Annotated in this window: 15 protein-coding genes and 2 tRNA genes; 12 read left to right on the top strand and 5 right to left on the bottom strand. The window is 43.7% G+C overall.

Annotated elements, in window-relative coordinates:
- Positions 1–126 precede the first annotated feature (126 nt).
- Positions 127–765, top strand: a complete 639-nt coding sequence (locus FSC11_RS00565; RefSeq protein WP_004814195.1) for a DedA family protein — start codon at positions 127–129, stop codon at positions 763–765.
- Positions 766–781: 16 nt separating this feature from the next.
- On the opposite strand, the gene FSC11_RS00560 is transcribed toward FSC11_RS00565, so the two are convergent.
- The 5 genes from FSC11_RS00560 to FSC11_RS00540 all read right to left on the bottom strand — a co-directional run bounded on the left by FSC11_RS00560 (position 782) and on the right by FSC11_RS00540 (position 3,588).
- Positions 782–1,375 (bottom strand): LysE family translocator, encoded by a 594-nt coding sequence (locus tag FSC11_RS00560; RefSeq protein ID WP_163167693.1) that lies wholly within the window; start codon positions 1,373–1,375, stop codon positions 782–784.
- A 190-nt stretch (positions 1,376–1,565) separates the two neighbouring features.
- Positions 1,566–1,961, bottom strand: a complete 396-nt coding sequence (locus FSC11_RS00555; RefSeq protein ID WP_163164535.1) for a hypothetical protein — start codon at positions 1,959–1,961, stop codon at positions 1,566–1,568.
- Positions 1,962–1,977: 16 nt separating this feature from the next.
- A complete protein-coding gene (locus FSC11_RS00550; RefSeq protein WP_163164533.1) occupies positions 1,978–2,814 on the bottom strand; it encodes a ParA family protein in 837 nt (278 codons plus the stop codon).
- A gap of 63 nt (positions 2,815–2,877) precedes the next feature.
- A complete protein-coding gene (locus tag FSC11_RS00545) occupies positions 2,878–3,270 on the bottom strand; it encodes a SirB2 family protein (protein WP_004895347.1) in 393 nt (130 codons plus the stop codon).
- A gap of 9 nt (positions 3,271–3,279) precedes the next feature.
- Positions 3,280–3,588, bottom strand: coding sequence for a BolA family protein (locus FSC11_RS00540; protein ID WP_004814186.1), 309 nt, complete (start codon positions 3,586–3,588; stop codon positions 3,280–3,282).
- Between the two features lie 240 nt (positions 3,589–3,828).
- Here FSC11_RS00540 and FSC11_RS00535 point away from each other — a divergent pair.
- The 11 genes from FSC11_RS00535 (at position 3,829) to glmS (ending at position 14,487) form a co-directional block, all read left to right on the top strand.
- Positions 3,829–3,904: transfer RNA gene (locus FSC11_RS00535), tRNA-Gly, on the top strand.
- Between the two features lie 47 nt (positions 3,905–3,951).
- Positions 3,952–4,027, top strand: a tRNA-Gly gene (locus tag FSC11_RS00530).
- A 522-nt stretch (positions 4,028–4,549) separates the two neighbouring features.
- Complete coding sequence (locus FSC11_RS00525; protein ID WP_163164531.1) at positions 4,550–5,515, top strand: alpha/beta hydrolase; 966 nt, start codon at positions 4,550–4,552, stop codon at positions 5,513–5,515.
- Positions 5,516–5,884: 369 nt separating this feature from the next.
- Positions 5,885–7,396 carry an acetaldehyde dehydrogenase ExaC gene (gene exaC, locus FSC11_RS00520; RefSeq protein WP_004814181.1) on the top strand — a complete coding sequence of 504 codons (1,512 nt, stop codon included), beginning with the start codon at positions 5,885–5,887 and terminating at the stop codon, positions 7,394–7,396.
- Between the two features lie 359 nt (positions 7,397–7,755).
- The gene (gene ribBA, locus FSC11_RS00515; protein WP_163164529.1) at positions 7,756–8,871 is read left to right on the top strand and encodes a bifunctional 3,4-dihydroxy-2-butanone-4-phosphate synthase/GTP cyclohydrolase II; all 1,116 of its coding nucleotides are present in this window, start codon (positions 7,756–7,758) and stop codon (positions 8,869–8,871) included.
- A gap of 19 nt (positions 8,872–8,890) precedes the next feature.
- On the top strand, positions 8,891–9,361 hold the full coding sequence (gene ribH / locus FSC11_RS00510; RefSeq protein ID WP_004895821.1) for a 6,7-dimethyl-8-ribityllumazine synthase: 471 nt from the start codon (positions 8,891–8,893) through the stop codon (positions 9,359–9,361).
- Positions 9,362–9,365: 4 nt separating this feature from the next.
- Entirely contained in the window at positions 9,366–9,815 is a 450-nt protein-coding gene (gene nusB / locus FSC11_RS00505) for a transcription antitermination factor NusB (RefSeq protein WP_004814175.1), read from the top strand.
- A gap of 20 nt (positions 9,816–9,835) precedes the next feature.
- Positions 9,836–10,753: a thiamine-phosphate kinase gene (gene thiL / locus FSC11_RS00500; protein ID WP_163164527.1), complete on the top strand. Its 918-nt coding sequence runs from the start codon at positions 9,836–9,838 to the stop codon at positions 10,751–10,753.
- Positions 10,731–11,252 (top strand): phosphatidylglycerophosphatase A family protein, encoded by a 522-nt coding sequence (locus FSC11_RS00495; protein ID WP_005220337.1) that lies wholly within the window; start codon positions 10,731–10,733, stop codon positions 11,250–11,252. The genes thiL and FSC11_RS00495 overlap by 23 nt, the downstream gene beginning before the upstream one ends.
- A 20-nt stretch (positions 11,253–11,272) precedes the next feature.
- A complete protein-coding gene (gene glmU / locus FSC11_RS00490; RefSeq protein ID WP_163164525.1) occupies positions 11,273–12,637 on the top strand; it encodes a bifunctional UDP-N-acetylglucosamine diphosphorylase/glucosamine-1-phosphate N-acetyltransferase GlmU in 1,365 nt (454 codons plus the stop codon).
- An 11-nt stretch (positions 12,638–12,648) separates the two neighbouring features.
- Entirely contained in the window at positions 12,649–14,487 is a 1,839-nt protein-coding gene (gene glmS / locus FSC11_RS00485) for a glutamine--fructose-6-phosphate transaminase (isomerizing) (RefSeq protein WP_163164523.1), read from the top strand.
- Positions 14,488–14,726: the final 239 nt, after the last annotated feature.

Genomic DNA, 14,726 nt, shown 5'->3' with positions numbered 1-14,726 from the left:
AATAACCAAAATAAGATTCATCGTTTTATTTTTAGAATGATTAGACTGGAAATAGACCACTTTTGATGCTGACTTTAAGCCTAATCACTGTTAGGATTTGGGCACACTTTTGCTTGTATTGGCGCCATGGAACTGCTTGATTTTATCCTACATGTAGATGACCATCTGCTTGAATTCATCACCAATTATGGGGTGTGGATTTATGCCATTCTTTTCCTGATTATCTTTGTAGAAACGGGACTGGTAGTCATGCCTTTCCTGCCGGGTGACAGCTTGCTGTTTGCTGCGGGGGCACTTGCAGCATCTACTGGGGCCATGGATCCGTGGGTACTGATTCCGCTCCTATTTGTGGCAGCAGTACTGGGCGATACGCTGAACTATCATATTGGCAAGTTCATTGGGCCGCGTGTGTTTGAAGTTGAATCGCGCTTTATCAATAAAAAACACCTACTAGCAACCCAGCAATTTTTTGCCAGACATGGTGGCAAGACTATTATCTTTGCCCGTTTCGTGCCTTTCGCCCGTACCTTTGCTCCTTTTGTGGCCGGTGCTGGCAGCATGAATTACAAATATTTCCTGAGCTATAATGTGATTGGTGGTTTTTTGTGGATCAGCTCTTTTGTGATTTTGGGTTATCTATTTGGAAATATGCCAATCGTTAAAGATAACTTTACCTATCTGATCTTCGGCATCATTATTATTAGTGTATTGCCAGGCATCTTCGGTTTTGTTCAACAGAAGCTGAAAAAGAACAAAATGGCTTAAATCCTGATCGCTGAACTCAGTTAAATATACTGATAATCAGCGGAATCAGGCAAAGCAGCAAAAACAGGACCGACCCTTTATATACGAGGTCGGTTTTTATTTTCTCCGACTCCCCTGCCAGAATTGCCTGACCGAATGCCATCCAGAAGACAAACACCGGTAATGTCACCAGACTAAATATCGCGAAGACCAGTACGAAATTAGTTGGATTTTCCCAGGTCGCCATGGGAAAAATACCGGAAGCAAACAAAGCCGCTTTAGGATTCTTTAAAGTCGCAGTAAACATCTGCCAAGGCCGGATCATCGGGTGCTTATGATTATGCTGCTCCAGCTGCTTGGCTTTAAACAGCCGAAAGGTCATCCAGCCTACAATAATTGTGCTCAGTATATGCAGCATACTCTGGAAATTCGGCCAGATCGGGACAGCAAGATGTATCAGCAAGGCCCAGACATTAATGGCATAGAAGTAACCCAACAGAATAGCAGGTATATATAAACTGGTTCTGGCCTGACCATGTTGATGTGCAGCACTAGCAACCAGTGCATTGCCTGGGCCCGGAATCATCAATACTGTAATCATAGCCAGAATAAATAGCCAGTTTTCGATCATACGCAAACTTACCGCAAAGAATGGCGCAACATTAACGAATCCGCTCAATATATAACAAGATGAAAATTCTCATAAATTTGTTCCGAGCAGTCATTTCAGCCGGTTTTATATACAAAATAATGTCCCTTTCCGGAAGACGATGCTAAAAAATGCCGACCTCAGTCAGCATTTTTATTTTCTATCTTCATCATTATGTTTTTGGTACAGTCTGACGAATGATCAGTGGGCAGCTCTTATAGCGTGCTGCCTGAACAATCGCTTCCTGCTCACCTAAAACACGTGCCAGTTCGGTCTTCTTGGTATTAGAGGACTGACCCATATTCACTGAAATACTCGGCCCAATACCCCAACCACTATGGCTACCCCAGCCGCCACCCACACCGACGCCTACGCCAACACCCGTTCGTTTCGGCGCTTGTACACCATTGTCGATATACTGCTGGATACGGTTATATTCGCCTTGCAGCTGACCGCAGTCATAGGACTGGTATTGGGTGGGCGACACATAGGTCGGCTTGACGGTCGTAGCACAGGCACTTAACAAAGCTAGGCCCACGATGCCAAGACTGAATTTCATGAGTTTCATGCTGGAATCATCAATCTTATTTTTGCTCAATCTCATTGAACAACGATTGGTAGGCCTGAGTCAATTTATGATCAGTAGCCAGATGAATTAAGGGTTGATTTTTCTGATGGGATTCTTTCATGATCACCGATGGCGGTAACATATTTTCCAATACCGGCAGGCCTTCATCTTTCAGCTGTTGCACCACCTCACGTGGCAGTTTGGCCTGAGCCTGAAACTGATTGACCACGATCCCTTCAATTTCCAGACGGTCATTATGATCGTCCTGGGTTTCGATAACATTTTCAATCAGGGTATGCAGGGCACGTTTAGAAAATACATCACAGTCAAAGGGAATCAGCACCCGATCTGCCGCAATTAAAGCTGATAAGGTAAAGAAATTAAAAGCCGGCGGCGTATCAATAAACACCCGCTCATACTGACCCGTTAACTGTTGTAAGGCATCACGTAGTTTATAGATCTTATGTTTGGATTCCAGTGCATGTGCCAGTGTGCCGAGACTTGGGCTGGCTGGAATCACATCCAGATGTTTAAACGGTGACTGGTGCACATAGCTTTCCAGGCCTTTAGTGCGGGTTTTCAGAATTGAGCCGATGGCATTACCAATCAGACCCTTGTTCTGCTGGGTGCCCAGCACTTCATCAAAATAGTTTTCAATATTGGGTTCTAATGCAGGCTTGTCTCCCGAATAGGTCGCATCATCACCAAGCAGATACTGGCTGGAATTGGCCTGTGGATCGAGGTCAATGAGCAGGGTTTTATGCCCCTGATGTGCACTGATTGCTGCCAGATTTACAGCAATACTCGACTTCCCCACGCCACCTTTTTGGTTAAACACCACACGTATACGCATTAAAACCCCCTATTATTTTTATCAATCTATTTAAAATTTAGCCAAACAAAATGATGTTATTTTCTAGCCAAAAGTTGGCTTGATAATCACCAGTGCCATAATTGCAGCTAATGAAATAATTGCAATAACCAGGCCAGCACGACGTTGAACCAGTAAGACAGAATCATCTTTTTTATAGGCTTTCATCAAAGATGAAACCAGTACCAGAAATAAAATGACCTTGGCATAGAACCAGGGTTGTACTTCAAAGTTTTTTATAACTAGCGAAATGACACCCGTCAAAGCAATTACGGCAAGTGCCAGATGCTGCAAGGCAACAAATAGCTTGCGTGCGACCGGATTAGGTAAATTACCCTGTGTACCAACAAACAAGGTAAATGCACGTGCCAGAATCGCGATAATTGCCAGACTGGCCGCTGACATATGGATAATTTTGACTAATAATTGGGTTTCCATATGTTCCTCTTAGTTTTTTGGGGCATGTGCACATTCAGGACTGGTCGTATCCTGACCGCTCCACTCTTCTGGAACAAAAGCATGGATTGCTAATGCATGGATTTTTTCCGGGCTCAGTAAATCGCCTACTGCGGCATAGACTTTCTGATGACGCTGTACCTGACGCAGGCCTGCAAAAGCTTCACTCACAATCACCGCTTTAAAGTGTGATTCCTTACCCGGGTAATAGCCACCGTGACCAGACGACTCATTTACCACCTCAAGATGAGATGGAGACAGGGTAGCCAGACGCTCTCTTAAGACTTGTTCAATACTCATGGCCTTTCTCCGCAACTACAAATGATCCAAATTCTATTCAGTATACCCTGTTCTGTCATGAGTTTTACTGTGCTCAAGGAGAGTTAAAGGTTGCCAAGACTCTGTTTTAACAAAATTTTGCATAAATTTTGTCGATTTATAGCGCTGAATTGGCTGAATTGATTTTATTTTATGCAAACGGTGCAAGATTTCTCATAAAGTTATTGACCCTGTTTTTGCATGCTGTATTATACACGGCATGCGGGAATAGCTCAGTTGGTAGAGCACAACCTTGCCAAGGTTGGGGTCGCGAGTTCGAGTCTCGTTTCCCGCTCCAGATTCTTTTTTGTTTAGTTTTTTAATAGTAAAAAATTATTCGACCCTGCGGGAATAGCTCAGTTGGTAGAGCACAACCTTGCCAAGGTTGGGGTCGCGAGTTCGAGTCTCGTTTCCCGCTCCAGATTTAAAAAGGCCTGATCGAAAGATTGGGGCTTTTTTTATTTTCAGGCTATTTAGCCAAGTTGAAATTAGATGCCTGGTTGAATATCTATTTCTCTGGGTATTTCCACAATCCCCTACTTCAATTAATCTATTGATACAAAAGACAAAAATTACTTTCCTAAATCTACATCCATAATTTTAGCGTCGTTATACAAAATTACATGTATTAGGAAGGTGCGTATCATACATGGCGCCTTTCTACACTCCAATGTGGTCTGAGCACAAGCGCATTCTATTGATTAGATCATAGTCTTTTTCTGTATTTTCTAGCCTTATATTTACCAGCAAAATAACAAACAAGGAACTTATAGATATCTTTTTCAGTACAGAGAAGCTTTGCCTCCTATTTATTCTATCCCGATGAGCTGTTTATCTTTAATTTCAGGTGATCAGCTCCTCATTAGAAAATACTGTTTTTTTATTTGACGCTAGTGTAGAAATATCTAAATATAAAATCTGAACAAAAATTTAAGAGAAAATAATGACAACAAAGATAGAGGTAGATTATCAATCCGATATTTTAGGGGCTGGCTATGAACAGGCCACCTTAGATCTTCCGAATGATTATGAAGGTCAGGTAGTGGCGACCCTCGTTCGCAAGAAAGCCGCTGAACCGACTAAAAAGGCGGTGCTATATATCCACGGTTTTATCGACTATTTTTTCCAGACTGAAATGGCAGAGCGTTTCAATGAGCAGGGTTTTGACTTTTATGCGCTGGACCTACGTAAATATGGCCGCTCCTATTTGCCCCATCAGAAGTACTATAACGTTCATAGCCTGTCAGAATATGATGCAGAAATTACTCAGGCACTGGATATTATCGGTCAGGAAAGTCATGACACCGTGCTGCTTTGCGGACATTCAACGGGGGGCTTAACCACAACCTTGTATGCAGCACATCATCCTGATCATCCCCTGATTAAAGCACTCTGGGCAAACAGTCCCTTTTATGACTTCAATATGAGCCGTCTGGAAAAGAAATTTGCCATTCCTCGAATGGCAGCAATGGGCAAACGTTTTCCAAACCTTCTATTCCCAAGTCGTCTTAATAAGTGGTATGTCCCAAGTTTGCACGCCAGCCATCATGGTGAATGGAACTTTAACCTGGAATGGAAAAAAGTCCGTTACCCCATGGTGCGTTTGAGCTTTGTACATGCCATTCATGAGGCGCAAAAAGAATTGCATCAAGGTATTCAGTTAAGCATTCCTGTTCTGATCATGCATTCGCATCAGACGACTTATCCACGAAAATTTAATCGTCATGCACAAAGCAGCGATGTGATCCTGGAAGTGCAGGATATGATTCAGCATGCCAGCAAAATATCGGGCGATGTCACCTTATGCGAAATTCATAATGGCTTGCATGACCTGGTCCTGTCAGAAAAAGCGGTACGGAAACAGGTCTATCAACAGCTGTTTGAATGGTTACAGACCAAAGGACTTTGACCAGTTCATAACCCTCATTATTTGCAAGATAGCGGGAAGGAAAATGATAAATGACCTTCCCCAAAATTTGCTCAAAGATTTTTCATCAAGCAGGTATTAATTGTTATTTTTTAGCAAGCTTATATGTGCGAAACATCATGTTTTAACAGCTTAAAAATTTAATCTATCCAAACTAATAATTTGATTTTTATTAAAAATAAGGAAATTTTCTTACCCCCGCTTTGTTACCTTTTGTAGCACGCTTGTAAACCCTCGACATAGCGTCAGATTTGCTCTTTATATTAGCTATAACTATTCATTCCAGGATGAGTCTTCGTCTCTCACCCTTATTTCTCTCACAGCTATAACAACCAATGAAAGGACAAGAAAATGCGCTATGCAGATCCAAATACTGACGGTTCAAAAATTCAATTTAAAGCACAATACGAAAACTTTATTGGCGGTAAATGGGTGCCGCCGGTCAAAGGTGAATACTTTGATAATATTTCCCCAGTCGATGGTAAAGTTTTTACCAGAGCACCACGCTCCAGTGTTGAAGATATTGAACTCGCACTCGATGCCGCCCATGCTGCCAAAGCACAGTGGAATAGCTCATCTCCGACCACACGTTCAAATATCCTGCTCAAGATTGCCGATCGTCTAGAGGAAAACCTGGAATTGCTCGCGGTGGCAGAGACTTGGGACAATGGTAAACCGATTCGTGAAACCCTGAATGCGGATATTCCATTATGTATCGACCACTTCCGTTATTTTGCTGGTTGTATTCGTGCGCAAGAAGGCGGCATTTCAGAAATTGACGAAGACACCATCGCCTATCATTTCCATGAACCCCTCGGTGTTGTCGGTCAAATCATTCCGTGGAATTTCCCTATCTTAATGGCCGCATGGAAACTGGCTCCGGCTTTAGCTGCCGGTAACTGTATTGTGCTGAAACCAGCAGAACAAACCCCTGTCAGTATTTTGGTGCTGGTTGAACTGATTCAGGATCTTTTACCACCTGGTGTACTGAATATTGTGAATGGCTATGGCGTTGAGGTCGGTCGTCCACTGGCGACCAATCCTCGTATTGCAAAAATTGCCTTTACCGGTTCAACCGCAGTCGGCCAGCTGATTATGCAATATGCCACTGAAAATATTATTCCTGTGACCTTGGAGCTGGGCGGTAAATCACCAAACCTGTTCTTTGCAGATGTGATGGATCAAGAGGATGAATACCTAGATAAAGCCCTGGAAGGTTTTACCATGTTTGCCCTCAACCAAGGAGAAATCTGTACCTGCCCTTCACGTGCACTGGTACAGGAAAGTATTGCCGACAAATTCCTGGAACGTGCAGTTGAGCGTGTCAAGCGCATTAAAACCGGTCATCCGCTGGATACCGACACCATGATTGGCGCACAGGCATCGCAAGAACAGCAGGATAAGATTTTGGGTTGTATCGCCACAGGTCGTGAAGAAGGTGCACAAGTGTTAACAGGTGGTGAAGCACGCCATGAAGTAGGTCAAGGCTTCTATATTGAACCGACCATTTTTAAAGGCACCAATGACATGAAAACCTTCCAGGAAGAAATTTTTGGACCTGTACTTGCCGTGACCACTTTTAAGGACTTTGATGATGCCATTAAAATTGCCAATGACACCATTTATGGCTTAGGGGCTGGTGTCTGGTCGCGTTCAGCCCATACATCCTATCGTGCCGGCCGTGCGATTCAGGCAGGTCGCGTCTGGACCAACTGTTATCACATTTACCCTGCCCATGCGGCATTTGGTGGTTATAAAAAATCAGGAATTGGACGCGAGAACCACAAAATGATGCTCGATCATTATCAACAAACCAAAAACTTGCTCGTCAGCTACTCGACCAAACCAGCAGGTTTCTTCTAATTCCTCTCTAAGCAGAAGCGAACTTCGGTTCGCTTTTTATTGACTTGGTAATTTTAGCTCAAATAGAAAAATAACCGTCCCTCTATCCCAATAAAATCATAAAACTATCCAAAACAAGTATATATATCCTTCTATGATAAGCATTGATTTTTTTAATATTTTCAATTGGATAAAAAAAATACAAAAATTAAAAACTTCCATATAAAGTTGGCTTTCTTTGCTGAAAAAGACTGTGTATAACAAAGGTCAGTTTAGGGAAACCAATAAGCATAGGCAAAATTGCTCAAAAAGCGTTAGACTATGCAACCAATAATGTCATGATTCGGTCTGAACAAGATCAAAAAAGAAGGTGAAGGTTGATGCCGCTCAATACAGTTGAAGAGCTTGTAGCAGATATCCGTGCAGGAAAAATGGTCATCCTGATGGATGATGAAGACCGTGAAAATGAAGGCGATTTAGTCATTGCTGCCACGCACGTGCGTCCTGAAGACATCAACTTTATGATCACCCATGCTCGTGGTTTAGTGTGTCTGACTTTAAGTAAAGAACGTTGCCAACAGTTGCATCTTCCATTGATGGTGGATGCTAATGGCGCTCAACATGGGACCAACTTCACGTTATCGATTGAAGCAGCTGAAGGTATTTCTACCGGTATTTCACCTGCAGAGCGTGCGCATACCATTCAAACCGCTGTGGCGGCTCATGCTAAACCTACGGACATCGTACAGCCTGGTCATATCTTCCCATTGATGGCACAACCAGGTGGTGTTCTACACCGTGCAGGTCATACCGAAGCAGGTTGTGATTTGTCTCGCCTTGCAGGTTTAGAGCCAGCATCGGTGATTTGTGAAATCATCAATGAAGATGGCACCATGGCACGTCGCCCAGATTTAGAAGTATTTGCTGAAAAACACGGCTTGAAAATTGGTACGATTGCTGACTTGATTCATTATCGCATGACCAATGAGCAGACGGTTGAACGTTTAGATCAGCAAACAGTTGATACCGAATACGGTACCTTTGATCTGTATCGTTACCGTGAATTAGGTAACCCGGATATTCATGTGGCACTAGTCAAAGGCGAGCCGAAAGAAGGCGTAACGACTGTACGTGTCCACGGCTTTAACCCGACACGGGACCTATTAAAACTGAATAAACAGGACGGCGAACCGGCTTGGAATTTAGACAAGGCACTTAAAGAAATTGCAAGCAGTGATCGTGGTGTCCTGGTCTGGATTGGTCAACGTCATTTACAAGATCTAGGTCCTGCGCTTGATACTTTAAAAGCACCCAAAAATGTGAAATCCAATGCTGCACTGTCGCAGCAGTATCAAACGATTGGTGTCGGTGCACAAATTTTGCGTGATCTAGGCGTAGAAAAAATGAAGCTGCTGAGTTCACCATTACGCTTTAATGCATTGTCAGGTTTTAATTTAGAAGTGGTGGAATACATCACTGCACAACACACATCTTAAGATAAGAATCGAGGTTATTATGGCTGTTCGCCGTATTGAAGGTATGTTACATCTCGCGAACGAAGACCGTTATGCGATTTTAGTTGGTCGTTTTAATAGCTTTGTTGTTGAACATCTGTTAGAAGGTGCCGTTGATACATTGAAACGCCATGGTGTATCAGAGGATAATATCACGGTCGTTCATGCACCTGGTGCTTGGGAACTTCCAATCGTTGCAAAAAAATTAGCAGCGACTGGTAATTTCGATGCCATCATTGCTTTGGGCGCTGTGATTCGTGGTAGCACACCGCACTTCGATTTCGTGGCAGGTGAATGTGCCAAAGGTTTAGGCGTAGTTGGTCTGGACGCTGGTCTTCCTGTCATTAATGGCGTACTCACTACGGATAGTATTGAACAAGCGATTGAACGCTCTGGAACAAAAGCAGGCAATAAAGGTAGTGAAGCTGCCTTGACTGCGATTGAAATGGTTAACTTGTTAAAGGCTATTTAAGGCTATGTCGCAAACACTTCAAGCAACTTATGCTGCAAAACGTAAAGCACGTCGTTTTGCTGTACAAGGAATTTATGAATGGCAAATGAGCCACAACCCTGTGCATGAGATTGAAGCACGTACACGTGTGGACAATGCCATGCACAAAGTGGATCTTGGCTATTATCATGAATTGTTGACTCAAGTGGTTGCCAATCATGAAGCATTGGATGCTTTGCTTATCCCTGTGCTGGATCGCGAACTTTCTGCACTTGACGGTGTAGAACTTGCAACACTTCGTTTAGGTGCGTATGAGCTCAAAGAACATCTTGAGATTCCATATCGTGTTGTTTTAGACGAAGCAATTGAGTTAGCTAAACATTTTGGCGGTGCAGACAGCCATAAATACATCAATGGTGTATTAGATCGTTTAGCGACAACTTTACGTGCAGCAGAAAAACAACAAGCAAACTAAGTTTTAAGTAGATTTGTTGTATGGCTGAGTTTTCGATTATCGACACCTATTTCAATCGTAAGAATCAAGATTCTGTCGATTTAGGGGTCGGTGACGACTCAGCCTTGCTCACTCCCCCACCTCACCAGCAATTGGTGATTTGTGCCGACACCTTAGTTGCGGGTCGACATTTTCCTTTAGATACAAACCCACATGCCATTGGTTGGAAATCTGTTGCCGTCAATTTATCTGATATTGCTGCCATGGGCGCCACACCACACAGTATTTTATTGGCATTGAGCTTACCCCAAATTGATCATGCTTGGCTCAAAGGCTTTAGCCAAGGGCTATACGACTGCTGCGATCAATTTGGTGTACGTTTAATTGGTGGTGATACCACGCAAAGTCCACATCTGACTCTATCTGTCACAGCACTGGGCTGGGTCGATACAGGCCTTGCTGTAGCACGTTCAGGTGCCCAAGTCGGTGATCTGATTTGTGTTTCAGGTACGGTTGGCGATGCGGCATTTGGCTTAAAGCATTTAGGTCATGATCTACAAAAACGTCTGGATTATCCAACACCACGTTGTCAACTCGGGGCTGCCTTGAAAGGTCTGGCGCATAGCATGATTGACGTCTCGGATGGTTTGGCACAAGACTTGGGACATATTTTAAAAGCCTCGGATGTCGGCGCAAAGCTGCAACTTGAAAACTTACCACTAAGTACTGCCCTGCACGCCTTAAATGATGAACAAAAATGGCAGTATGCATTGGCGGGTGGCGACGATTATGAATTATGTTTTACAATAAGCCCGCAAAATTATGAAAAATTATTGCAAAAACAACTTGATGATTCGATTAGTATAATCGGCACAATTCAGCAACAGCGCGGCTTAACTTTTGAAAAAGATGGCGTAGATCATTTGCTTCAATTTAATGGGTATCAACATTTTGCATAAACCTTCAATCAATTTTAAAGCCATGTCATGGACCGACCGTTTTATTGTGTTCTGTGGTGTTGGTTTTGGTTCTGGCCTATTACCGAAAGCGCCGGGTACGTTTGGTTCAGCTTTTGCCTTATTGTTTATTCCGCTATGGCTTGCAATTGGTCTATCGAGCACCATACTAGCCATCATTCTGATGTCGCTCATTGGCATCTATATTTGCGGGCATACGGCTAAAGTCATGGGTGTACATGATGATGGCCGTATTGTCTGGGATGAATTTGCAGGTCAATCCATTACCTTTTTGCCTTTGCTCTATCTGAATGAAATGAGCTGGATGTGGGCATTGGTCGGTTTTGCTCTGTTCCGTTTATTCGATGTCTGGAAGCCCTGGCCGATTCGTGTCATTGACCGTCAAATTGACGGCGGTTTCGGCATCATGCTGGATGACATTATTGCTGGCCTGTGGGCGGCCCTTTGTATTTTGCTTTATTTTTACTTCACTGTGGCATAAGCCATATTTAGGATTAGAACATGTCAACGACTGTTATTATTCTTGCTGCAGGTAAAGGAACCCGTATGCGTTCCAGCTTACCGAAAGTATTACAACCCCTTGCAGGACGTCCTTTACTGGGTCATGTCATTGAAACAGCAAAAAAATTAAACGCAGATAATATTATTACGATTTATGGTCACGGTGGTGACCGGGTTCAGGCTGCTTTTGCACAACACGCTATTAAATGGGTAGAACAGGCCGAACAGCTGGGTACCGGTCATGCGGTACAGATGACCTTGCCTGTCCTGCCTCAAGACGGCGTATCCCTGATTCTTTCTGGTGATGTGCCGTGCATTAATCCTGTGACCTTGCAAAAATTACTCGATGCCACCGCAGAAACCGGCATTGGTCTGGTGACATTAACCCTGCCAGATGCCAACGGTTATGGCCGTATCGTACGTGAACAGGGTCAGATTCAGGCCATTGTTGAGCACAAGGATGCCTCTGACGAACAACGTCAAATCAAGGAAATCAATACCGGTATTTATGCCGTCAGCAATGCCAAACTGCATCAATGGCTACCACGTTTAAGCAATGACAATGCGCAAGGTGAATATTACCTGACCGATATTGTGGCTATGGCCCTCGCAGATGGTATGCAAGTTGCATCGGTAGAACCAGAAATGGCTTTTGAAGTTGAAGGGGTAAATGACCGTGTGCAGCTGGCTGCTTTAGAACGTCAGTTCCAGGCATTTCAGGCCAAACAGCTCATGCAGCAAGGCGTACATCTGATTGATCCGAGCCGTTTTGACTTGCGTGGCAATTTAACTGTAGGTACTGACGTTCGTATTGATATCAATGTGATTATCGAAGGTGATTGCGAGTTAGGTAACAATGTTGAAATTGGCGCAGGCTGTGTGATTAAAAACACTAAAATCGCAGCGGGTACCAAGGTTCAGCCATATAGTATTTTCGACAGTGCTATCGTGGGCGAAGACACCCAAATTGGCCCATTTGCACGTTTACGTCCAGGGGCAAAACTTGCCAATGAAGTTCACATTGGTAACTTTGTTGAAGTTAAAAATACCACGATTGGTCTAGGCTCTAAAGCCAACCACTTTACCTACCTGGGTGATGCTGAAGTTGGTGCAGGCTCAAACATCGGTGCAGGGACCATTACCTGTAATTATGATGGTGCCAACAAATTTAAAACAATTATTGGTGATCAAGCCTTTATTGGCTCGAACAGTTCATTAGTGGCACCTGTGAGAATTGGTAACGGTGCCACAGTCGGTGCAGGCTCGACGATTACCCGTGATGTGGAAGACAACAGTTTGGCAGTAGAGCGCTCTAAGCAATTTGCCAAAGAAAACTATCCACGTCCGCAAAAAATCAAGAAATAAGGGGAACAAATATGTGTGGTATCGTCGGTGGCATTGCGGAACGCAGCATTACCAATATTTTGATTGAAGGCTTAAAACGCCTGGAATACCGTGGCTATGATTCAGCAGGTTTAGCCCTGATCAACAATCATCAGGTCCTGCGTGAGCGCCGTGTCGGCAAAGTTTCCAACCTTGAACAGGCGGTGAATGAATCACAGATTAGTGGTTCACTCGGTATTGCACATACACGCTGGGCAACCCATGGTAAACCGACTGAAGAAAATGCCCATCCGCATATTTCTGAAAATGTGGCAGTGGTTCATAATGGTATTATTGAGAACTATCAAGAACTTAAAGATGATCTTGAAGCTTTGGGCTATGTGTTTACCTCACAGACGGATACTGAAGTCGTTGCCCATCTGATCAATGATGCGCTGAAATCTACCCCAAGCCTGTTAGAAGCTGTACGTCAGGTGGTTCCGCAACTGAAAGGTGCTTATGCACTGGGTATCGTACATACTGATCATCCAGATGAACTGATTACCGTGCGTGAAGGTTCACCACTCGTCATTGGTGTCGGTATTGGCGAGAACTTTATCAGTTCTGACCAGCTGGCTCTGCTACCGATTACCAACCGTTTTATCTACCTTGAAGAAGGTGATATTGCCCGTTTGACCCGTACCACCATTGAAGTCTTTGTGGATGGTCAACTGGTCGATCGTCCGGTCAAGGAACTTGATGCTGCGGTCAGCAATGCCTCTAAAGGTGAATACAAGCACTATATGCTCAAGGAAATTTATGAGCAGCCGGAAGCGATCAAACAGACCATTTCCCAAGCTTTAAATGGCAATGACCTACGTGAAGATTTTCTTGCCAGTGCAGAACAAGACTTTTCAAAAATCCAGCAAATCCAGATTATTGCCTGTGGTACCAGTTATCATGCCGGTATGATCGCCAAATACTGGTTTGAACAGCTGATTGATCTGCCTTGCCAGATCGAGATTGCCAGCGAATTCCGTTATCGTATGCCAGTGATTGTAAATCACACGCTGTATGTTTGTATTTCCCAATCTGGTGAAACTGCCGATACCTTGGCTGCATTACGTGATACACAGAAACGTGCGGCTGCCAAAGGACTAGACATCACCACCATGACGATCTGTAACGTGGCAACCTCCTCGATGGTACGTGAAACCAATCACAACCTGCTGACTTTGGCAGGCCCTGAGATTGGTGTTGCATCGACTAAAGCCTTTACCACACAGCTAGCTGCACTGATGCTGTTGGTACTGAAACTGGGTACAGTCAAAAATACAATTTCAGCAGAACAGGTCGCAGCCATTAGCACCGACTTATGGCATATGCCAAAGGTAATTCTGGATACCTTGCATCATGACAATGAAATTTTACGCCTTTCTGAACTGTTTGTAGAAAAGCAGCACTGTCTGTTCCTGGGTCGCGGTACACATTTCCCGATTGCGCTAGAAGGCGCCTTGAAGCTGAAGGAAATTTCCTATATTCATGCTGAAGGTTATGCCGCAGGCGAACTGAAGCATGGTCCATTGGCCTTGGTCGACAACGACATGCCCGTGGTGATTCTGGCGCCACAGGATGACATGCTGGATAAACTCAAGTCCAATATGGAAGAAGTGCAGGCACGTGGTGGTGAGCTGTTCGTCTTTGCTGATGAAAACAGTGGTATTAAAGCCAAAGACCGTCAACATGTGGTCCATATTCCTGCAGTCAATGCAGTACTGGCCCCGATTGTGTATAGCATTCCGGTGCAGTTATTGTCCTATCATGTGGCTGTACTTCGTGGTACGGATGTCGATCAGCCGCGTAACCTGGCAAAATCGGTCACTGTAGAATAATTAGAATTGAATCAAGGCTGGGAAACTGGCTGTGTTTGTATAATTAAGTTTGTATCAAATAATTAAGTTTAGATTTAATTATTTTAGTTTGTACATTAATGAAATGAACAGACAAAACCCTACCCTGTAGACCCAGTGATTCTCCACCAAGTCTACAGGGTTTTTAATATAATTAAATTCAAATTAGAGTCACACCAGAAATATAAAATTATTACTAATATATTCAACGATATAGATAT

This window comes from Acinetobacter schindleri, from assembly GCF_010918895.1.
Classification (GTDB): domain Bacteria; phylum Pseudomonadota; class Gammaproteobacteria; order Pseudomonadales; family Moraxellaceae; genus Acinetobacter; species Acinetobacter schindleri.
Note: the sequence above shows the minus strand (reverse complement) of the source record. Positions and strands in the feature narration are given on the sequence as shown.